Origin of the sequence: Sinomicrobium pectinilyticum, assembly GCF_003725735.1 — a bacterium.
GTDB lineage: Bacteria > Bacteroidota > Bacteroidia > Flavobacteriales > Flavobacteriaceae > Sinomicrobium > Sinomicrobium pectinilyticum.
The window spans coordinates 1-21,554 of sequence record NZ_RJTM01000123.1 but is presented as its reverse complement, the minus strand read 5'-3'; the positions used below and the strand labels follow the sequence as shown (position 1 = coordinate 21,554).

Below are 21,554 nucleotides of genomic sequence, written 5' to 3'. Positions count from 1 at the left end.
CCTATACCTCTTTTCAGAGTACCATAACACTAACTAAATGACATTACCTAAAGCATGGCACGGAGGAAGATCCGTATAGTTACATATGCATTTCCAAAAAATCTTTTATGATATGATCTGAAACACAGGATAACCTGTTAAAAAAAGATAATTATCCCGGGAAACCTACCCGGTGCCTGCCGGTCCCGTACACTTGTTTTTCCTCTTTTTCAGAAATAGCAGCAGGAAGGTTATCCGCAGCCGGGCCGGGTCCGGAAGTACCGCTGTCGAGGGATTCGAACAGGGAATTCATGCTCTTGTATTCGGGGACCAGGTTTTTCATCAGTTTTACGGTTTTGTCGTTTTTATATTTTCTCGCTACCTCGTAGATGGAAAGTACCGCTTTCTTTACGTATTCATGATCATCGATGGTCTCCGTAGCGATCATTATTTTTTCGTGGTGTGTGGGGAGTGTTTTGGCCTTATCGCTGAGCAATTCCTCATAAAGCTTTTCCCCGGGCCTTAGCCCCGTTACCTCAATGGTTATATCCTCTTCCGGGATAAAACCGGCCAGGCGGATCATCTTGGTGGCCAGGTCCATGATCTTAACGGCCTCGCCCATATCAAAAATAAAGATCTCCCCGCCTTTTCCCATAGCGCCGGCTTCCAGTACCAGGCGGCAGGCCTCCGGGATAGTCATAAAGTAACGGATAATATCCGGGTGGGTAATGGTTACCGGCCCGCCTTTGGCGATCTGCTCCTTAAACAGGGGTACTACCGAACCGTTAGAGCCTAATACATTACCGAAACGGGTGGTAATAAACCGCGTTGTTTTCTTTTTCTTCTCTTTATTGGAAAAGTACAGGGACTGGACATACATCTCCGCAATACGCTTGGAAGCCCCCATGACATTGCTCGGGTTTACCGCTTTATCCGTAGAGACCATGACAAACTTTTCCGTATGATGTTCCACGGCCAGGTCTGCCATGTTTTTGGTCCCCATAATATTCACAAAAACTGCCTCCGAAGGATTTTCTTCCATAAGCGGCACATGTTTATAGGCTGCCGCATGATAAACTACCTGGGGGGCAAAAGCTTCAAAAACACGGTTCATCCGCTCATAATTACGTACATCGGCTATTACCGTTTCGTACTGCACTTCCCCGGACAGGTTATTCAGTTCCAGCCGCAATTGATGTAAGGGAGTTTCGGCCTGGTCCACAATGATAAGTAATTCCGGATCGTATTTCAGCACCTGCCGTACGATCTCACTGCCTATGGAACCGGCAGCCCCCGTAACCAGGACCCTTTTGCCCTTCAGCTCTTTGGAAATACTTTTGTTGTCCAGCACTATGGGCTTTCGCTCCAGCAGGTCCTCAATCTGTATGTTCTTGATCTGCCCGGAAAAATCCTGTTCGTTTTCCCAATCGGACACCAGCGGTGCCGTGAATACTTTATACCCGTTTTCCAGGCAATCGTCTACCAGTTCTATCTTTTCGGCCTTGGTCAGGTGTTTGTCCGCAAGGATCACCCCCTGTGCACCGTGCGCCCTCAGGAGTACGGACATCCGTTTATTTTTACTCAGTATAGGCAGGTCCAGGATGCGCTTACTGGTATTGTGATTGCTCTTATCCACAAATCCCAGGATCTTAAACCGGACCGGTTGCTCCGTGCGAATGGCATTGGCCACTGAGATAGCATTGGAATCCGCCCCGAAAATAAGCACCTTTGTCTTTTCTTCTTTTCGCGTTTCCCCGAAAAAAGCGTGAAACACCTGTTTTACCACCACACGAAACAGGAACAGGAAAGCAAAAGAAATGATAAAGTACATAAACAGCCCGGGCACCAAGAAAAGCTTTTCCCCGGCAATAAAATAACTGAGATAGCTAATCCCTGCCAGGGTGATAAAAGAGGAAAATGTAGAAAACAGGAGTTTTAAGCCGTCAATATAAGAAGAATACCTTATGAGGCCCGCATAGGTACGGAACAGGAGAAAATACACTATATTCACGCCTACCACCATAAGCAGTTCTTCCAGGCGGGTCAGCCGGGTATAGAAACTGAGGGTAAGCCCCTGGAGTAACATAAAGGTCACTATGGCCGAAAACAGCAGTATGGAAATATCGATCGCCAATATAATCCACCTCGGCAGGTAGCCTATGTTCTTTAAGTCCAGTTTTCTCTTCCCGGGTTGAAACACCAGTTTCATCCCCTGCCTCAACTTATCCCAACTTATTTTTTTCATATATTACGAAAATTGCCCGGTAAAACTCAAAAAACAAGTACTTTTTGACCTTTACAATAACTAAAGGTATTAAAAAAATCCCTGTTTTGTTAAAATTAATCTAAAATTCAGGTAGAAAACCTTATAAAAAGGGAAAAACATTCTTTTTGATCTGTTGTATTTTCCTTCAATGAACAAGCTTATTTCCTGCTAAAATAAGATTTTTTTTCTTTATCTACGTTTAGACAAGATGAATTGGATGTTATGAAATCGATTTCCACATATTTCTTCTCCATTGTTAAATTTCTAATCAAATATACATTCCTGGAGCATTCTCCTTAAAGCACCATCTTTCTCTTTTCATTTTCAACAAATCTCAGGAAAATTCTGTCAACCCTTTTACTGTTTTCGAGAACTGAAATCCCTCTATTCAATTGCTACTGGATTAAGCTTCTCCTATCCTTGATATAAAAACGTCATACATTCAAAATATTGCACTTTCATAAAAGATATCCTATAAAAATATAATACATAAACTTTCTTTTTTGGTCAATCTAAGACTATCTCATTATAACAGATCGTGATTTAAAGGAATGTAAAACCAACTTAAAAAATACAGAAATTTATGTATCAAATAATAGGAAAATGATAATATTATCGCTTGAACCAGGTGGGTTGAATTTTTACTTATCTATACTGATATAAATAACCATTTCAAAAAATCCCCAACAGAAAACATAAGCATATTCTATGATAAAACTATCTTTTATCATATTAAAATCAAAAGAAACATTTATTCTCTCACGCCTGTATCCTATCTCCACTACCTTTACCAGTTACTGTAGCCAAAATATATTTGAAGTATTTTCCCAGGGTCAAATTGTGTAGCATTTCAGCATCTACTTCAGCAAGTTTTACAGGAGTAGACATGTCAATTTCATTGATCTGTGCCAACCCCGTTATCCCCGGCAAATGATTATAGACCCCTCTTTTGCTTCGTTCTTCGATCAACTCCGATTGATTGAATAAACAGGGTCTGGGACCAACCAAACTCATATCCCCTCTTAAAACATTTAATAATTGTGGTAGTTCATCCAGTTTTGATTTTCTAAGAAATGAACCGAACCTGGTTACCATATTTTGATTAGCTAAATGAGTAGCCACTGATGCAGTATGGATATGCATAGTCCGGAATTTATATAGTATAAATGATCTTTTATATTTTCCCACTCTCTCTTGTTTAAAAATAGGTGAACCGCTATCGAAAAGACCTATTATACACAATATCAAACCGACAGGCCATAATAACAATATTCCAAAAAATGAAAACAAAAAATCGAAAACGCGCGTCATAATCTGTATGAAATTTAATAATCGTTTTTGGTTAAAAGAAACAGGTATTTATTGTTACTTATTATTGGGGTTAACCATTTCATTGATGTGGTCTAACACGCTCGTTGGATTCCATCCTAGTATTTTTCGCGCTTTACTGTCATCAAATGTCAATGTTGATGTAATTTTATTTAGTTTATCTGAATTAACAGGAAATCTGTCACCAAGTACATCACCAGCATAACCAAGGAGATTTGCTACAAATTTAGGAATCTTAATCGGGGGCTTTTTGCCTAATTCACTAGCTATAGCCTGTTCTAATTCATGAAACGAGGGATCATATCCATCCGTCAAGTTATACGTCCCTCCTATTTCCGCCAGGCGCGGAATTAAATTAGCAATATCTGCGGCCCACACCATACTCTTTCGCGCGTTCGCTTTACCTATACTCAGGTATTTCCCTGTTTTAATTCCATGGATCATGGCTCCCAAATTGCCCGGGGGATTTGGACCTGCTAATAAAGGCAACCGAATAATCCCAATTTTGATCTCATTTTTTGCGCCCCAGTCATTTAACCATTCCTCAGCCATTGCCTTGCTCTTGGCATAGGGTGTGTTTCCGTTCAATGGACTGCTTTCGTCAATTCTTTCGCCCCTATCCCTTCCATAAACGGCTACCGTGCTGATAAAGATCAAGGCTTTGGGTTTAGCCCCCAAATGTTCCAATGCCTGGCACAAATGTTTTGTTCCCTCGAAATTTACGTGATAAAACGCATCAATCTCAGCTTGTGTACGGGGAACAACATGGGCCTTCCCAGCACAATGTACCACAGTATCAAAATAATATCTTTTTTCAATGTCAAAAGGTTTTGTAATATCCGCCAGTATAGGTTGTCCACCCCGATCTAATCCAATGACTTTATTTTTTTGCTCAATAAGCATTCGTTGTAATATCTTGCCAAGAAACCCTGATGCTCCGGTTAATAAATAGCTATTATCTTGCATTCTTACAAACTTTCTTTAGGATGTCCAACATTTTATTAGCCAAAAAATCTTTATCAAAATACTCTCTGGCAATTGCAGACGCCTGTTGTCCCATTTCAGTCACCTCTTCCGGATGTTCTTTCATCCAGATTAATCGATCAGCCAACTCGTTAGCGTCATCTGGATTTAACGTTAAACCAATGTTATGCTCACTTAAAAAATCTTTCATCCAACCTTGTGTGTTTTGTATAACCGGAACTCCAGCTGCTAATGACTCAAAAAATTTATTTGGTGATGACGTATCCAATACCGGCGTACCTTTCAAAGGAACCAACGAAACCATCGCATTCTGTATATAACCAACCAAATCTTTTTTAGGCATTAGTCCTAATCTTACAAAGTTAGATATCCCCTCCTTTTCGGCTAGACTTTCCAATTCTTCTCGCTGCTGCCCTTCTCCTATCAGCAAGATAACAATATCCTCCCTACCCTTATTTTTTAAAGCCTTCGCCGCATTATACAACCAATATGAATTATTTACTTGTCCAATATTGCCGGTATAAATGGCATACGACTTAGGTTTCAACATTGTCGCCTGGAAAGGCGCTATCGTTGAGAATAAATCAATGTTTGCTGCATTAGTTACATCATCTACGTTAGTCAAACCAAACCTTTCTTTAATATTCTTTGTCATACCTGGAGACAATGTAATGATGTGAGAAGAAGCTTTATAGCATTTTTTCTCAAACCAATAAGCAATTCTTTTCAAGGTTGCGTTTCGGATTATACCCAATTCAATCGCCCCTTCCGGCCAAAGGTCTCTTGTTTCAAAAATCAGTTTTCTCCCTCGTAGATATCGGGCAATCAAACCAGGTAATCCAACAGTTATAGGACCGGAAGAAGCAATCACCACATCTGCCTTCAGCGTCAATGCATAATACGAGGAAAGCAAACTATAAGCGAAAAAAGACCAAATCCGTTTGAGAAAAGACTGTTTGTTATCTATTAAAATATTCAATACCTTGACATGAATATCTTCATAATATTGGTCTTCAATTAACTTAGTGGCTTGGATGTCAGATTTCGAATAAATACTTGAAACTACAGTAACTTGATGCCCTTCTTTTACCCATTCTCTGGCAAATTCATACACGCGGGTTCCCCAAGAGCCTTTGGGCGTAGCGAAATACTGGTAGAAGTAGACTATTTTCATCTTTAAAAAAACTTACCTTCTTTTTTCAATTCATTATACTTTTCCTTATCCCTATAAGAGAAAACTTTTGCCGGATGCCCTCCAGCAATAGCACATTTTGGAATATCATTGACAACTACACTTCCTGCTTGGATGATGGCTCCTTCACCAATCGTTACCCCTCCCATTATTATAACATTTAGCCCAAGCCACACATTATCTTCGATTATAACATTTTTGGTTATAACCGTATGATCGTATGGGATTGCCGCACCATCGTAATTATGAAATGAGGTAAGAAAACAGAGTCCCTTTGCAGAATGAAAATTATCCCCAAAACTTACCGTTCCTTTACCATAAACTCTACATCCATTAAAATTGACATTTTTTCCAAATTTCTCTTTCCCGTTAAACTTTGTATAATTGTTAATCTTACAGCGAAAAACCTTAGAATTTCTACATGCAATGAAACTAATCGTACTAAACACCAAACGTTTAACTTTATAGAATACTCTTCTCATGTTTTTCAATAGTAAGTTTATTTTTGACTCGAACAACAATTATCGACATAATAGTAAATGAAACCAATGTTGTATAAGCTGCTCCCATTAATCCTAGTCGGGGTATCAGCAGAAAATTACCGACAATGGACAGTACAGCCGACAACAGTGTAATAGAAGCTATTTTTTTCGTTTTTTTCGCGTAAAAGAAATAGTTTGCGTTAAATTTATAATAAGATAGAATAATATACGCAAGGACGATTGATACGATCAATTTTAAATCGATATCGTATTTTGCCAAGTTATCAATGTATTTTGAGAGTCCCTGCCATGCGATAACCAAAACAAACCCTAATATTGGAAGGCCGAAAAATACAATTTTTTTCACCTTTTCTATTGCTGAAAACCTACCGGATTTCATCCACTCATAGAATGTAGGTGTCCAAGCTAAGTTAAAACTGGTATAGAAAAAACTAATTGACATACCCAACTGATATCCTACGGAATAACTCCCAAGTGCCTTATCTCCCAAAAAATGAACAATAAAAAATCTATCTCCAACATTCAATATGTAACCAGAAATCATATGTAGAATTAAGGGTGCACTAAAAGCAACTGCATCCTTAAACAATCGCAAACTAAATGTAGTTTTGATGGCGAATTGGAAGTGTAAAATACATAGCGACATTAACCCTATGGCAACTGTAGCGATTACATTTGGAATTACACGAAAATGCCAATCATATGTATCGTAGAGATGATATAAAAGTACTAACAACAATAAGTCCAGTACCACGCTGCCTAATCTGATTATCATAAAGTTTTTTGGCTGTTTTTTTACGCGATAGATAATCAATAAAACTTCGGTTATTTGGTTGAATAAAAAAAAAGCAACAGATAAAAGAACGATTATAAGATATTCAGACTCGATCATTAAACTCACAAAGAACAACACCACAGAAGCCGAAATTGCACTAATGAAATGAAATATAATAACTGTTGAACAAAACTTCCTGAAGTCATTTGTGTCTAAATCATAGTAAAAACGTGTAACGGATTGAATAGTACTCAGGCCCAATATCGGTGTTAAAACCAAAGTAAGGCTTTTAAATAGATCTAAGGTACCGTAATCTTCAGGTGCCATAACAGCTACCAAAAAGGGCATGAGAATCAACGGCAATCCAGTAAACAAGGCATTGGTCAAACCGTAAAGTGCCGTCTCTTTGAAAAGCGGGGAAGCCAATAGTTTTTTTAGTTGCACCACTTCTATTGTATATTTGGGAGTTTCCGAAGAAGGTCAATAATATTCTTTTTGAAGTCTTTTTCAAAAAAAACCTTGCCTTCATTTGATATCCGTTCAGATGGTGGGAAATCAGGCTTTTTTATAGCCGCATAATATTCCTTCGGATCAGGTTCAACAAACTTTACAGAGAGGGAATCTTTAAATATTCCATAATAGTATGACCTGGCCAATCCCATATGATCAATCAAAACATTGGGTTTCCCTAATGCCAATGCTTCTATTGCACAAGTAGAATTTACAGTACTATGTATATCCGACATATTTATCGCATCATATATATTTAATTTTCTTTCGATAATAATATTCGAAGCTAAAGACACTCTACTTTGTAGGTCCGGATTCCTGGGGACAATCAGGTATAATATACTGGGATCCAACTCACCTACATTATTTAAAAATTCAAATGTAAAATCTTCAATGGGTTCTTGAAATGAGAAAGCGACAATCCTATTAAAGGAACCATAATTTTTTTTCCTATACTCTTCATTTCGGGGAGCCTGATACCGGTATTTATCAATAAAGGAATACCCTACCGGGAATACATTGCTCTTTTTTATAAAGTAGTTATTCATACCGAAATATTGAAGTTCATGAACCCCATAGGTAAACAGATAATCCGGAAAAAAGGTTGAACTAAATTGAATCATTTGATTATAAGCCGGGTGTAAATTATTTATCACACCATGTTGAAGTTCTACAACAGGCACATCAAACTCCTTGAATGCCTTAATAAGTCCCATTGACGAAGCAGTATAAACCATAAACACCATTTTAGGTTTTTTAAACCTTAAAACCATTTTCATGAAAAAATACTGTCCATAAAATCGGGCAATTATAGACTTATAATTCACTGATATTTCAAAGTCTTTTATTATCTGATTTATAAACCTCTCATTTTCAATTCTACGACGCCCATACAGCAATGAAAATAAAAAGGTTCCCAGATAAAGGAAAGACTGACTTACTATATTCTTCGGGTGAGGAAGCGACTTTAAAGAATAATGTTTCCCCAAAGCTACCGGGTTCTCGAAAATCATTACTCCTTGCAATAAATCTGGCAAGTCTTCGGTAACCCTATCATGATTTTTTTGACAAAATACTTTTCTATACCCTGATGATGTAAACACCCAATATTTGCTTGAAGGGAAACGACGCCAATTCCTCAACCCGAAAAACAAGCTCTTAGCTACAATTTTAAGGGTACTTTGGTTTAGTTTTACCGTCCTGGATTTCCGCCCTGCTTTGGCTGCCAATTCTTCCCATATTTTAAATCTTACAATCGGCCATATTTTAAGATCGCCACTTTGAACACTTTCAACATTGTATTTTCTTTCTATTTCATTGATATCAACAGCCATAAAAATTCTTTAATCAATCGGATTGTTATCTATATCCACAGACGTTTTTTTCAATAACATCCCCGGATATATATAAACATTGTTCTTTTTAGAGAAAATATCTTTTTCAGATCTTTTAAGAGTTTTCCTCACAAGATCAACTCTCTTCGAAAACCTGTTATTGTTTATTCTAATTGCCGGGGATAAATCATCTCGATAAGAATGAAGAATATAAACGGTGGATTCTATTTTATTACCTGTCAATATTAGGCCATTAACATTTCCGTTTGCAAATATTATCCCCGAAGAGTCAAAATATGAATCTTTTACCAAGACCTTGGTAGCTCCACTTGCCTTTGCTCCACGATACCATAAATGAACTTTTTTTTCGCCATTGAGAATTTTTTTTAGCTCCTTAACATGTACATCTGCTCCAGACACCTCCAAAAACCTGCATTTCTCAAATGTTATGTCATTACCAAGCAAATTGCCCTGATTATAACTAATAACTCTAACATTATGAGTCCCTGAATTGGAGAATGTACAATTTCGAAATTTTACTTTTCCGTTTTTATGTTGATTAGTTACATTAACAATGGCCACATTACTTTGAAGAGCGTTTTTTATATTGCAATTCTCAATTAATGCCCTCTCACAATTTATTATCCCAAGATTATTTGCCAAAGGGTTGGCCTTAGTTAACTTAGTGTCCAGTGTAATATTTGCTATTTTAATATCCCTTGCCGGTATTGTTTTGCCCAGATAGGTGGTCCGCTTATTATAAGCACCTTTCCCAAAATCGCCAAAATATTTAAGCCCTTTTACTTTCCCGATGATATCTACACAATCCCCATATTGTCCTGCATTTCCTCGCTTAAGAATAACGGTTCTTTCTCTATTTTCTCCAATTAAAGAGATGTTATTTCCCCACAATGCCAAAGACTGATCATAAATAGCGTAAACCCCTTCGGGTAAAAACAGTGTTCCCCCCGATTCAGAATTGGCTATGCTATCTATCGCTTTTTGAAGGACAACTCTATCATTGGTCTTACCATCTCCCTTGGCACCAAATTCTTTTGCATTTATATGGATTAACTCCTCACCCTGACTATTCTCAATTTTTGTAGTTTCCAATGATGTCTCCCCGCTAGACTTTGGTCTAACAAGGGGTGTAGAATCAAAATTTTCAATAATATTTTCCTTGACTCCACCACTGGATTCACTAATCCTACCCCAATTATTTTTATAATTATAAAAAAAACCAACAAGAATAAATATCAAGATGCTTAAATACACCATCTTTACATATATTTTGTTGTTATAAACAGGCACCATCTTATTTTTTTAATCTGTTTCTTCTTTTATTTTATAATAATTTTTTCGAACATTCTTATGACATAATATGCAGCCAATATCCCCATAATGGTCACTGGATGGAACAATGTGGTAATACCTCCTGACATTAACCAAGCACTGTATGCATTTACAAAGTACACGACAAAAATGCTAACCTTTGCATAGTTTTTTGTATAGAATCCCTTCGAAATTTTCCTATAAATATGTGCAAAAACTATACCTCCAAATATCCCAAATATTATAATGCCAATTATCCCCCCTGCCAAAAGGCCTTCTACATAAGCTGTTGGGGTTATGTTCCATAACCCTGAATTTATTAAATCTATAGCTCCCGGATACAATAGGGCGGTAACTGCTGTACCAAAATTAAATTTGTACGCTATCACACTATATTTGGAAATCCCTAACAGAAAATAAATAAGTCCCGAGCCTAAAACTCCCAATAAAGTTGAAAAATAGTCAAAATTTACCCTGTCATGAATATAAAGGTCCCATACTTTCCAAGAGCTTTCTCCACTCAACGCAAAGGCCCTAACTTCTATATAATCCAGTACTCCTTCTATTGATCTTCCTTTTAAAAAATCATCAAATAAATAGCCGGTTAAAATCAAAATAACCAGTGAAAAAAGACCGAAAAAAAATACATGGGAAATTCTTGTTCTCTGCCAAAACAAAACAATTAGACCACACAACAGCATAGTTATTGCCATTGTCTTATCACCGAATGTAAATCCAAATATTACAACAAATAGACAACAAGTGTAAAAGAACCAATCCAGCTTAAGTCGTTTGAGGCCTTGTGTTTTATTTACATAGTAAACACAACATAACCGGGTAAACAAAGCAGGGAATATATACTTAGTGGGGATGGCCATTATAAAACCAAAATAGCCCATTTGTGACCTGAATTCACCTTTTGACATGCTACCCATCAAAACATCAATACCATTAAATGCAAATAAAGAAATAAACAACAATACAAAAAGCCCAAAAAGAATCCGTTTCTTAAGTCTAACAGAATTAAAGTTCTTTGCAGGAACTCTCATAGTATTAACAAACTCACCCTTTTTTACTTTTATTGCCCGTTTAATAAAAACCCGATATCCTAAAAAAAAGGAAAATAAATATAGCATATAGGGATAGGTAGAATTGTTAGGGTACCCTCCCAAAGCCCCTCCTTCTATATAGAAAAGGCCAATAAATGGTAACAATAAAGCGGCAAGAAGATATAGATAAATCATTCTAACAGGATTGCTTTAACTCAAGACATCATTTGCTTTAAGCATATTAAGTATTTCCTTCCGTCCAATAATATATTCAACAAACTCTCTGAAGGCCCCTTCCCCTCCTTTTTTGTTTGTCACATAATGAACATTGTTCTTTACATAATCAGGTGCATTAAAAGGAGCTGCACTGATCCCTACAGCAGACAGGAGCTCTATATCATTTATATCATCTCCTATATACGCAATCTCTTTTAAGGTAATTCCAATTTCTGAAGATAGTTTTTTCGCGACCTCCAATTTATTAGAAATCCCTTGATATAAATAATCAATATTTAACTTAGCAGCTCTTCGTTTAACAATTTCAGTATCTTCCCCTGTTATTATCCCTACAGGTATCTTTAGCCTATGGGAGAACATTACTCCCGCACTGTCAGATGTATTGAATTTTTTCCATTCGTTACCTGTTTGATCATAAAACATTCCACCATCAGTCCAAACACCGTCTATATCAGTAAGTATTAATTTAGGTAATGCCATTTTTTATTTTATAATTGAATTAGAAGGATAACTTTTATCTACAAATGAATTAGCACCTACAACACTGTTATCACCAATACTAATGTCCCCCACAATAACCGCGCCTGGATACACAATAACATTATTACCCAGGGTTGGTCTGCCACCATTTTTATCACCTAAAGTTACATTATGATGTAGAATTACATTATCGCCAATTGTCGTTCTAGCACCTATAATTGTTCCTATTCCATGATTAATTTTTAATGATTTCCCGATATTCGAACTATAGTATATTTCCATAGCAGAATATGAATAACCCAAAGAAGAATATTCTTGTGCGTCGGTAATTTTATTATTCAAAAACAGATGCCTAGAAATTCTATAAAACAACGTAGCAATTAATCCTGGAAAATATTTAACATTCTGAACGTCAAAGCCCGTTGGATAATAATTTTCATAATCATACTTAAAGCTATCATATATATCAATCCAGTCTTCTTTAGTTAAAGCATCTAAAGAAGGTTTAAACACTGATTTATCGCTTAAATAGCGAATCTCATTTAATAAATCCGCTATCATTGTTCGATATCATTATTATAAATAAGTTCATTCGCATCGATATCGTTAATCAGTCGTTTTCCAATAACTAAATTCCTTTTGCTCCATTTGTAACCATCTCCCGGAGATAATAAATGGATATCGCCCTCTGTAATAATTTCTCCTTTGTTCATTTTTCTTTTAGTGGCAATAGATCTTTCTAATTTATTCCTTGCTGAAGCTACTTTTTCTTCAATAAAAATATCTTCAACCCCAAAAGATTTTTCCAAAATTCTAATATCACGAACCATTCTATTAACCCCATCTGGCCCCAACGACCCAATTTGATCCGTACCTTTCATCCTTCTGTCAATAGTAATATGTTTTTCAATAACTTCAGCACCCATCGCAACGGCTGCTAATGGAGTTGAAATACCAATTGTATGATCAGAATACCCGATTTTGAAACGCGAATAGTTCTTTTTTAAATATGTAATTGTCGATAAATTTACATTTTGAGGTTCTGTTGGATATTGAGAGACACAATGTAATATTGAAATATTGCTATGATACGCCGATATTGTATCAATAGCTTCATCCAACTGCTCCTTTCCAGCCATTCCTGTTGAGATTATCATCGGAATCTTTGTTTCCGCAAGTGCTGCCAACAAAGGGAGGTTTGTCAAATCTCTACTTGCAACCTTCAAATAATCAGGTGAAAATAATTTTAACATGCTTAAGCATCCAATGGCACATAGTGTTTCAACAAAATCAATGCCTTTATCTTTAGCATATTTGTACACTTCAAAATGTTCTTCATCATTTAATTCCAACGCCTCCCTATGTTCCCCATAAGTAGGTCCAAATGAATTTACTCCGGTATAAGGTGCATCCATTTGGGACTGTGACAATTCTTGATTTAAATCACGTTTAGTTAGCTTAACCGCATTCATCGGTTTTAAGTCCAGATTGAACAAATCTTCCTCTATAGGCCTACAAGCCAAATCTATTATTAATTTAGCAATATCAACAGAACCATTGTGGTTTTGTCCAATTTCTCCAATGATGTATGTCCCTTTGTCGCTCATTTTATTTTAAATTTTTATTTATAGTATAATTCATTATTTGTATCATTTTCTTTTTTCCTAGTATCCAATTTCCAATATCTTTTATATTTGCTAATGGATTTTCAGAAAATTTTTCATTTATTTCGCAAATGTTATGATAATCTTCTAAAGTATCAACTGTCAGCCTTATTCCATCAAATTTCTCTAATTCTTTATCAATATCAGTTAACGCAATATTAAATAACGAAGGATTACTATACACCCCTTTGGTCACATGTTCTTGGAAAGAAATATCCTGAGGGAACATTTTACTTATCTTTAATAAAGAACTAAAACTTACGATCTCACCAAATATTCCAAAATGGCTTAAAATGGTCGGTTTACCTTTATAGCTAAAAGAAATATAATCTTGAGATTTATTTTCCTTCCATAATTGAATAAGCCTATTCATATAGGTAATATCTATATATGGATTGTCTGAGCACACTCTAATGATAAAGTCAAAATTATTTTCTTCCCCAGCCTTTATAAATCGACTCAGAACATTCATCTCATCCCCTCTTGTGTATTTGATATTATTTTCCTTTAAATAATCTACCAAAGAAAGGTCTGTGTGAGAATTTGTTGTAGCAACTACTATCGGCAAATCTAATTGCTCCAGACGTTCTATAATCGTCATAAGCATAGACTTTCCATTTTTTAATGGGAGCAAAACCTTATTAGGTAATCTCGAAGATCCTAATCGAGCCTGTATTACAATGCCTAAATTACTCATTTTTTAACCCCACAAAAATCTAACACTACTTTCCCCTCTGAAACATCCAGGTTTCTAAACTCGTCATGAGCCACCAAAAAGACCAGAATATCTGCTTTCTCCACTGCTTCTTTATAAGTTGTTAACTTATAAATTTCATGTTCCTCTATATTAGGCTCTACAATATAATAATGCTCATCCTGGGCGTCCTGTAATACTTTCTGTGCAATATATTTAGCCGGAGATTCCCGCAGATCGTCAATATTCGGTTTAAATGCCAGTCCCATGATCGCTACCGAAGGTTTACGTCCTTCCCTTAACTGAAATTCCAACCGGGTATTTTTAATTTTCTCCGCACACCAAAATGCTTTATAGTTGTTGATCTCACGTGCCTTTCCTATAAGCTGGGACTCCAGCGGATATTCTGAAACTATAAAATAGGGGTCCACTGCTATACAATGTCCACCTACTCCACATCCGGGCTGCAGGATATTTACCCTGGGATGTTTATTGGCCAGGTTGATCAACTCCCAAACATTGATCCCTGCTTTATCACATATCAATGAAAGTTCGTTGGCAAAAGCTATCTGGACATCGCGGGAAGAATTTTCCGTTAGTTTACACATTTCAGCAGTACGAGCATTGGTTTTATGCAACTCTCCTTTTACAAATCTTTGGTAAAACTGTACCGCTTTTTTAGTAGATCCTCCATCAATTCCCCCGATCACCCGGTCGTTATGCACCAGTTCATACATTACGTTTCCGGGAAGCACTCTTTCCGGGCAATAGGCAATATAAATTTTGTCCTTAAGCTCGGGCCTTTCCGCATAGATATAATCCCTCATTTTTTCCGTAGTACCTACAGGAGAAGTCGATTCTATGATATATAGATCTCCTTCTTTTAATAATGGTAAAATGGTTGTTGTAGCCGATTTTACAAAGGAAATATCGGGTTCGTGATTACCTTTAAAGGGCGTAGGGACTACAACCAAATAAACATCGGCTTCTACGGGTCGCGTATCTGCTTTTAAGTAACCTTCTTTTACTGCATTTTCTACAACTTCGTCCAGCTCCGGCTCTACAATGTGTATTTTCCCTGCATTGATGGTTTCTACCACTTTCGGGTTTATGTCCACCCCGTGAACATGTACTTGATTACTTGCTATCAAAGCAGAGGTAGGGAGTCCGATATAACCCAGCCCTAAGGTAACTACTTTTTCACTCATTCCGTTATCCTTTTATTGTATTGTATTGATCTGTTTCTTTTAATTCCCTGATAAAATCTGCTATTCTCCTACATGCCTTTCCATCTCCGTACGGATTATGTAATTTGCTCATCTGCTCATAACGTTGTTTATCATTGAGCAAATTATTACATTCCTTTACAATCTTTTCTTTATCTGTCCCCACCAAAATAACTGTTCCCGCTTCTACTGCTTCCGGTCTCTCTGTGGTATCCCGCATTACCAGTACAGGTTTTCCCAAACTGGGTGCCTCCTCCTGGACTCCTCCACTATCCGTGATGATAAGTCGGGAACGGTTCATCAACCAGACAAAAGCAGGATATGCCAACGGATGGATCAACTTAATATTTTCAATGTCCTTTAATATTTCATAAACCGGTCCTTTTACATTAGGATTGAGATGGACCGGGTAGATGATCTGAACATCCGGATTGATCTCGGCTATTTCCTTTAAAGCATTACAAATATTAATAAAACCCTGTCCGTGATTTTCTCTCCTGTGTCCGGTTACCAAAATCGTTTCTTTAGAGAAATCGAGCTTTGATTTTAATTCAGAGATTTCAGCGTTCTCTATATTATCTACCCTATCTACACTTTGCAACAATGCATCTATTACTGTATTTCCGGTAACAAGGATATTTTCTGAAGGGGTATTTTCACGTAAAAGATTTTCCCTGGAAGTCCTAGTAGGAGCAAAGTGAAAATCCGTGATTCGCCCGGTTACCTGCCGGTTTATTTCTTCCGGAAAAGGAGAACGCTTATTATAGGTACGTAACCCGGCTTCTACATGGCAAACTTTGGCTCCCGAATAAAAGGAAGCAATTCCTGCAGCCATTGTAGTAGTCGTATCGCCATGAACATATACGAAATCCGGTTTAAAATCTTCCAGAACAGGTTTTAATCCCGTTATTATATCGGCAGTTAAGGAATACAGATTTTGATTTGGCTTCATCAAATCCAGGTCATAATCCGGGATAATTTCAAAAAAGTCCAATACCTGGTCGAGCATTTCACGATGCTGGGCCGTTACACAAACCTTGGTTTCAAAATCTTCCGGGCATTTCTGAAACTCTTTTACCAGGGGAGCCATTTTAATAGCTTCCGGTCGTGTACCAAAAACAATCAGGTTTTTTATCATAACTCAATATTTCTTATATTTCCTAGTTCCATCAGATTTTTGGAATCATCTTCCTACCCCAATCGTATACACCTCAAATCCCATATCAGTTAGCTGCTCCCTATCCAGTACTGCTCTTCCATCAAACACAAACGAAGGTTTCAGCATTGTATCATATACCCTTTGCCAGTCATAGGCCCTGAACTCATCCCACTCCGTCAATACCGCTACGGCATGCGCTTCTTTCATGGCTTTATAAGGATCATTCACCACGGTAACCAGCTTCCTGTTTTCTTTTTCATCACGGGTATTTAAATAGTCGAGGTCTGCATATATCTGCTCTTCTGTTACCTTGGGATCGTATACCACGATCTCCGCCTGTTCATTCAACAGGTAATCCGCCACATGGATAGCCGCGGACTCCCGGGTATCATTGGTATCCTTTTTAAAGGCCCAGCCCAGGAAAGCGATCTTTTTACCGGAAACGGTATTGTACAAGGTAGTAATGATATTGTCTGCAAACCGGTGTTTCTGGTGATCGTTCATCAGTACCACCTGTTCCCAGTAATCGGCAACTTCATTGAGGCCATATGATTTGGCGATATACACCAGGTTGAGAATATCCTTCTGAAAGCACGATCCCCCGAACCCTACGGAAGCTTTCAGGAATTTAGGCCCTATACGACTGTCCGTTCCTATGGCCCTGGCCACTTCATTGACATCGGCCCCGGTTTTTTCACAAAGCTCGGACAATGCATTGATGGAAGACACGCGTTGTGCCAGGAAGGCATTAGCTGTGAGTTTGGACAACTCCGAGGACCACACATTGGTGGTTAATATATTTTTTTCCGGCACCCAGTTTGCGTACACATCCGCCAATGCCCGGATGCTTTCTTCGGAGTCTCCCCCGATCAGCACCCTGTCCGGTGCCAGGAGGTCCTGCACGGCAGTCCCTTCGGCAAGAAATTCCGGGTTGGAAAGGATATCGAAACGCACCCCGTTACCGGTATTTTGCAATATGCTTTTCAGGGCCCCGGCAGTACGCACCGGGAGGGTGGATTTTTCCACCACTATCTTATCGTCCTTCGCCACCCTGGCGATCTGCCGGGCACAGAGTTCGATATACTTAAGATCTGCCGCCATCCCTTTTCCTTTTCCATAGGTCTTGGTGGGCGTGTTTACGGAAATAAATATCATTTCGGCCTCATCAATAGCCTTGTCCACTTCCGTAGAGAAAAACAGGTTCCTCCCCCTGGCCTCGGCCACCACCTCGCTTAAACCGGGCTCGTAAACCGGGATCTTATCGACATCCTCATCATTCCAGGCCGCTATTCTCCTGCTATTAATATCTACCACCGTAACTTTTATATCCGGGCATTTCTGCGCTATGACCGCCATGGTAGGCCCTCCTACATAGCCTGCCCCTATACAACAGATCTTGGTTATTTTTTTACTCATTTATTTGTGTACTAATATGGAATTATTGAGTCTCAAAAAGCCCTATGGCTTACATGGCTCAAATGTACCACTCTACATCTGCAAAAGCAATTAAAAAATCACAGTACCTACAACGGGCATTTCCGGGATAAATTATATTCTAAATACACAATTTGAAAAACTCCCGTGTTCCTACCCAAAAAGAACATACCATAACGAGAACCCTAAGGTGACAAAACGCGATGCGATAGTACTAAAAAATAACGTATTCACCTACTTTTAATGTAAGATTTAATAAAGAAGTTACAATTTATTAAAAAGTGAACAGAAGTTTTATGGGAAAACATACTACTTCTAATTCTAACCATTTCTTGCAAAACTGAAAAAACACCTACAAACCAGAATTCTAAACCCCAACTGGTCCTCGTTTGAACACTACGAAAACCCGGCTGGCACCGCGGGTGCCGGTACATTTCAAGGCCCTGGCCTCCTGCCGTTGTGCTTACCGAGTATGGCCGCTGCCGAACTGTTCTCCCGATGAACCAGGAGGTATAAAGCTGTTATAATCTTCTTTATAAAGAACGGATTTTTCCTGCACATCTTCCACGGAAAAGAACCATTGACGTTCGTATACACTTCCCTGAACATAGAGGTGTATGCATTTCAAGATACCTGATAGGACCTCGTCTAGCAATAGAGTTAAAAATAAATGGTAAAGGATTAATAATAAATCCGGCACAGGATAACTTTGTAGTACCCAAGCATTCAAATCTTACTAGCCCGGTGTTTTCCCAGTAAATATAGAAGGTACTTTTCAAGGGAAAACCGGGAATAGTTGAAGCAACGCCCGGTACACTGCTTTTGCTCATTGGGGTGGGCCGGGCGGCTTCAACACATACAAAAGGGCTTATTTTCCAGATCCTGCATTGGTATGGGGGTACATTAGAACTATAAGATGGTTTACTACAACACAAAAAACCGGGAGATAAAATTTAAACAGTTTCTAACCCACCATACATTTGAAGTCCATCAGTTTACGTAGGGCCGAAAGCTTGTGCTACGAACACAAGAATCATTTTAAAAACTATTTACATCCGTGTATCAGTGGCAAAAGCTTATAAGGACTAAAATGAAGCGCTTTAATTTTTTTGTTTATACTTCTCCAGGTACCATTCCACCGTTTTCCGGATACCGCTTTCGAAATTCTCTTCGGCTTTCCAGCCCAGTTTATTTTCTATTTTGGAGGCATCTATCGCATAACGCCTGTCGTGGCCGGCACGGTCTTCCACATACGTGACCTGCTCCTTATAAGGACCGGATGTCCCGGGGCACATTTCATCCAGAATATCACAGACGGTACGGGCTATATAATTGTTGTCCTTTTCGTTTTTCCCTCCGATATTATACACTTCCCCGGCATCGCCTTTATGGAAAGCCAGGTCAATCCCCCGGCAATGGTCTTTTACATAAAGCCAGTCGCGCACATTGCCCCCGTTGCCATAAATGGGAATAGGCGCTCCCGACAACGCTTTCCGGATAATGGTGGGTATGAGTTTTTCATCGTGCTGCTTTGGCCCGTAGTTATTGGAGCAATTGGTGGTAACGGTGTTCATTCCGTATGTGTGGTAATAACTCCTTACGATCATATCGGACGATGCCTTGCTTGCGGAATAGGGCGAATTGGGGGCATAAGGAGTTTCTTCGGTAAAAAGTCCCGTTTCTCCCAGGGTGCCGTAAACCTCGTCTGTAGAAATATGGTGAAAACGGCAGTCCGCATAGCCCGGCTTACAATAAAAAGGCCGCTGCATCCAGTACCGGTAAGCTACATCTATAAGAATGAAAGTACCGTTGACATTGGTTTCGATAAATACGCCAGGATTACTGATGGAATTATCCACATGCGATTCCGCCGCGAAATGGATAACTCCCCGGATATCGAACCGATAAAAAATGGTTTCCACCAGGTCCCTGTCGCGCACATCCCCTTTTACCAAAGTATAACGCGGGTGGTTTTCCAGTTCCGCCAGGTTTTTTTCTTCCCCGGCATAGGTGACCAGATCCAGGTTGATCACATGATAATCCGGGTATTTCTCCAGAAAATAAGGAATGAAATTAGATCCTATAAACCCCAATCCTCCGGTAACCAGTATGTTCTTTTTTTCAGACATGTCTCTTGTTTATTTTTTTGTTTGCCCTCCGTCCCGGACCTCAGGGACGGAAGGGAATCAATATCTCCATAATTAGCTTCACTCATTTCCCACGACAAAAGCTTTCTCCGAAATTCCGCTTTCTTTAGGGATGGGGAATCTGGACAAACCTGAACTTTGGCATGTATCCCCTTATATCTGCACTTATCCTATGGCATGGGAGGTCAAACCTTCCCCCGTAGCTACGCTCAGGTGCCTCTCTTCATCTCAAGGCGCTGTGCTAGCCTTGTAGCTTTTTGATCTTTTCTTCTTACTGTTCCACATTATAGCTCCACAAGACTCCCCTCTTCAGATGAAGAGGGGTGGACCGCTGTGCGGGACGGGGAGTTTTGACAAGCCTGAACCTTAGCGTATAGACCTAAACATATGTGCTTATCCTATGGTTCGGGATTTCAAACCCTCCCCCCGTTGCTACGCTCGGATACCTCTACTTCGACTTCGCTCAGCACAACGCCTTTTTCTAAAGGGAGGAGCCTTTTGATTTTTTCTGTTATCAATGATCTTTCTCTATTCTTTTAAATGTTCTTTGATTTCCTGTAACACAGCATCAAGGTTCTCAAAGACAATTTTGTTTTCAAAACGAAGTACGGTATATCCTTTTTTATTCAATGCTTTTGTTCGGATAAAATCGTATTCTTCCGCTTGTGGATTGTTGTGAACTTCTCCGTCCAGTTCGATAATAAGACATGCCTTAGCACAATAAAAATCTACTATATAATTACCTATACTATGCTGACGTGTAAAACGATATCCATGGATTTTCCTCGCTTTTATATGTTTCCATAGAAAAGCTTCTGCGGGAGTCATATTTTTACGCAGTTCGGTCCGGTATTCTCGGAGTTGTTTAAGATTATGTATTGGCGTTTTTTTCATGTATCTTATTTCCTATAGCACTCGCCTCTCAATAATAATCCAACCGGGCTCCCTCTTCATCCCGATCCCGATACACATCGGGACAATCGGGAGAAGAAGGGTGGACCGCTTTGCGGGACGGGGAGTTTGACAAGCCCGAACTTTAGCGTATTTGCCTTAACGTTTGGGGTTATCCCTATGATTTGGGATTTCAAAACCCTCCCCCCGTAGCTGCGCTCGGGTACCTCCCTTCATCACAAGGGAGGAGCCTTTTTTTATATGCCTTTTTCTAGCATCCTGCCTAATAACCAAATAACTCTCATTCCAAAAGTAAAAATCACACCTTCTAAGAAGGTGGCTTTGGCTAGCCCCCATAGGGGACCTCTA

The 21,554-nt window shown here is 38.7% G+C and carries 18 protein-coding genes; all 18 read right to left on the bottom strand.

The window, feature by feature from the left end; all coding sequences use genetic code 11:
• Positions 1-151: 151 nt before the first annotated feature.
• The gene (locus ED312_RS18655; RefSeq protein ID WP_123217548.1) at positions 152-2,224 is read right to left on the bottom strand and encodes a polysaccharide biosynthesis protein; all 2,073 of its coding nucleotides are present in this window, start codon (positions 2,222-2,224) and stop codon (positions 152-154) included.
• A 780-nt stretch (positions 2,225-3,004) separates the two neighbouring features.
• On the bottom strand, positions 3,005-3,556 hold the full coding sequence (locus tag ED312_RS18650) for a sugar transferase (RefSeq protein ID WP_123217547.1): 552 nt from the start codon (positions 3,554-3,556) through the stop codon (positions 3,005-3,007).
• Positions 3,557-3,610: 54 nt separating this feature from the next.
• The gene (locus ED312_RS18645) at positions 3,611-4,540 is read right to left on the bottom strand and encodes an NAD-dependent epimerase/dehydratase family protein (RefSeq protein ID WP_123217546.1); all 930 of its coding nucleotides are present in this window, start codon (positions 4,538-4,540) and stop codon (positions 3,611-3,613) included.
• Positions 4,530-5,732: a glycosyltransferase family 4 protein gene (locus tag ED312_RS18640; RefSeq protein ID WP_123217545.1), complete on the bottom strand. Its 1,203-nt coding sequence runs from the start codon at positions 5,730-5,732 to the stop codon at positions 4,530-4,532. Before ED312_RS18640 ends, ED312_RS18645 begins: the two co-directional genes overlap by 11 nt.
• Before the next feature lie 2 nt (positions 5,733-5,734).
• The gene (locus ED312_RS18635; RefSeq protein ID WP_123217544.1) at positions 5,735-6,232 is read right to left on the bottom strand and encodes an acyltransferase; all 498 of its coding nucleotides are present in this window, start codon (positions 6,230-6,232) and stop codon (positions 5,735-5,737) included.
• Positions 6,213-7,475, bottom strand: coding sequence for a lipopolysaccharide biosynthesis protein (locus ED312_RS18630; protein ID WP_123217543.1), 1,263 nt, complete (start codon positions 7,473-7,475; stop codon positions 6,213-6,215). Before ED312_RS18630 ends, ED312_RS18635 begins: the two co-directional genes overlap by 20 nt.
• A gap of 2 nt (positions 7,476-7,477) precedes the next feature.
• Positions 7,478-8,872, bottom strand: coding sequence for a hypothetical protein (locus ED312_RS18625; protein ID WP_123217542.1), 1,395 nt, complete (start codon positions 8,870-8,872; stop codon positions 7,478-7,480).
• A 9-nt stretch (positions 8,873-8,881) separates the two neighbouring features.
• Entirely contained in the window at positions 8,882-10,186 is a 1,305-nt protein-coding gene (locus ED312_RS18620) for a glycosyl hydrolase family 28-related protein (protein WP_123217541.1), read from the bottom strand.
• A gap of 26 nt (positions 10,187-10,212) precedes the next feature.
• Positions 10,213-11,448: a hypothetical protein gene (locus tag ED312_RS18615; protein WP_123217540.1), complete on the bottom strand. Its 1,236-nt coding sequence runs from the start codon at positions 11,446-11,448 to the stop codon at positions 10,213-10,215.
• 15 nt (positions 11,449-11,463) lie between these two features.
• Positions 11,464-11,970 (bottom strand): KdsC family phosphatase, encoded by a 507-nt coding sequence (locus ED312_RS18610; RefSeq protein WP_123217539.1) that lies wholly within the window; start codon positions 11,968-11,970, stop codon positions 11,464-11,466.
• Between the two features lie 3 nt (positions 11,971-11,973).
• Positions 11,974-12,531 carry a serine O-acetyltransferase gene (locus ED312_RS18605; RefSeq protein WP_123217538.1) on the bottom strand — a complete coding sequence of 186 codons (558 nt, stop codon included), beginning with the start codon at positions 12,529-12,531 and terminating at the stop codon, positions 11,974-11,976.
• Entirely contained in the window at positions 12,528-13,577 is a 1,050-nt protein-coding gene (locus tag ED312_RS18600) for an N-acetylneuraminate synthase family protein (RefSeq protein WP_123217537.1), read from the bottom strand. The genes ED312_RS18605 and ED312_RS18600 overlap by 4 nt, the downstream gene beginning before the upstream one ends.
• A gap of 1 nt (position 13,578) precedes the next feature.
• Entirely contained in the window at positions 13,579-14,331 is a 753-nt protein-coding gene (locus ED312_RS18595; protein WP_123217536.1) for a cytidylyltransferase domain-containing protein, read from the bottom strand.
• Positions 14,328-15,536 carry a UDP-N-acetyl-D-mannosamine dehydrogenase gene (gene wecC / locus ED312_RS18590; protein ID WP_123217535.1) on the bottom strand — a complete coding sequence of 403 codons (1,209 nt, stop codon included), beginning with the start codon at positions 15,534-15,536 and terminating at the stop codon, positions 14,328-14,330. Before wecC ends, ED312_RS18595 begins: the two co-directional genes overlap by 4 nt.
• A gap of 4 nt (positions 15,537-15,540) precedes the next feature.
• Complete coding sequence (gene wecB, locus ED312_RS18585; RefSeq protein ID WP_123217534.1) at positions 15,541-16,692, bottom strand: non-hydrolyzing UDP-N-acetylglucosamine 2-epimerase; 1,152 nt, start codon at positions 16,690-16,692, stop codon at positions 15,541-15,543.
• Positions 16,693-16,737: 45 nt separating this feature from the next.
• Complete coding sequence (locus tag ED312_RS18580) at positions 16,738-18,129, bottom strand: UDP-glucose 6-dehydrogenase (RefSeq protein WP_123217533.1); 1,392 nt, start codon at positions 18,127-18,129, stop codon at positions 16,738-16,740.
• Between the two features lie 1,118 nt (positions 18,130-19,247).
• Complete coding sequence (gene rfbB / locus ED312_RS18575; protein ID WP_123217532.1) at positions 19,248-20,276, bottom strand: dTDP-glucose 4,6-dehydratase; 1,029 nt, start codon at positions 20,274-20,276, stop codon at positions 19,248-19,250.
• A 546-nt stretch (positions 20,277-20,822) separates the two neighbouring features.
• Entirely contained in the window at positions 20,823-21,188 is a 366-nt protein-coding gene (locus ED312_RS18570) for an endonuclease domain-containing protein (protein ID WP_123217531.1), read from the bottom strand.
• Positions 21,189-21,554 lie beyond the last annotated feature (366 nt).

Coding starts and splice junctions, on each gene's coding strand:
- ED312_RS18655 (WP_123217548.1), bottom strand. CDS start 2,224: ATGAAAAAAATAAGTTGGGATAAGTTGAGGCAGGGGATGAAACTGGTG.
- ED312_RS18650 (WP_123217547.1), bottom strand. CDS start 3,556: ATGACGCGCGTTTTCGATTTTTTGTTTTCATTTTTTGGAATATTGTTA.
- ED312_RS18645 (WP_123217546.1), bottom strand. CDS start 4,540: ATGCAAGATAATAGCTATTTATTAACCGGAGCATCAGGGTTTCTTGGC.
- ED312_RS18640 (WP_123217545.1), bottom strand. CDS start 5,732: ATGAAAATAGTCTACTTCTACCAGTATTTCGCTACGCCCAAAGGCTCT.
- ED312_RS18635 (WP_123217544.1), bottom strand. CDS start 6,232: ATGAGAAGAGTATTCTATAAAGTTAAACGTTTGGTGTTTAGTACGATT.
- ED312_RS18625 (WP_123217542.1), bottom strand. CDS start 8,872: ATGGCTGTTGATATCAATGAAATAGAAAGAAAATACAATGTTGAAAGT.
- ED312_RS18620 (WP_123217541.1), bottom strand. CDS start 10,186: ATGGTGCCTGTTTATAACAACAAAATATATGTAAAGATGGTGTATTTA.
- ED312_RS18615 (WP_123217540.1), bottom strand. CDS start 11,448: ATGATTTATCTATATCTTCTTGCCGCTTTATTGTTACCATTTATTGGC.
- ED312_RS18610 (WP_123217539.1), bottom strand. CDS start 11,970: ATGGCATTACCTAAATTAATACTTACTGATATAGACGGTGTTTGGACT.
- ED312_RS18605 (WP_123217538.1), bottom strand. CDS start 12,531: ATGATAGCGGATTTATTAAATGAGATTCGCTATTTAAGCGATAAATCA.
- ED312_RS18600 (WP_123217537.1), bottom strand. CDS start 13,577: ATGAGCGACAAAGGGACATACATCATTGGAGAAATTGGACAAAACCAC.
- ED312_RS18595 (WP_123217536.1), bottom strand. CDS start 14,331: ATGAGTAATTTAGGCATTGTAATACAGGCTCGATTAGGATCTTCGAGA.
- wecC (WP_123217535.1), bottom strand. CDS start 15,536: ATGAGTGAAAAAGTAGTTACCTTAGGGCTGGGTTATATCGGACTCCCT.
- wecB (WP_123217534.1), bottom strand. CDS start 16,692: ATGATAAAAAACCTGATTGTTTTTGGTACACGACCGGAAGCTATTAAA.
- ED312_RS18580 (WP_123217533.1), bottom strand. CDS start 18,129: ATGAGTAAAAAAATAACCAAGATCTGTTGTATAGGGGCAGGCTATGTA.
- rfbB (WP_123217532.1), bottom strand. CDS start 20,276: ATGTCTGAAAAAAAGAACATACTGGTTACCGGAGGATTGGGGTTTATA.
- ED312_RS18570 (WP_123217531.1), bottom strand. CDS start 21,188: ATGAAAAAAACGCCAATACATAATCTTAAACAACTCCGAGAATACCGG.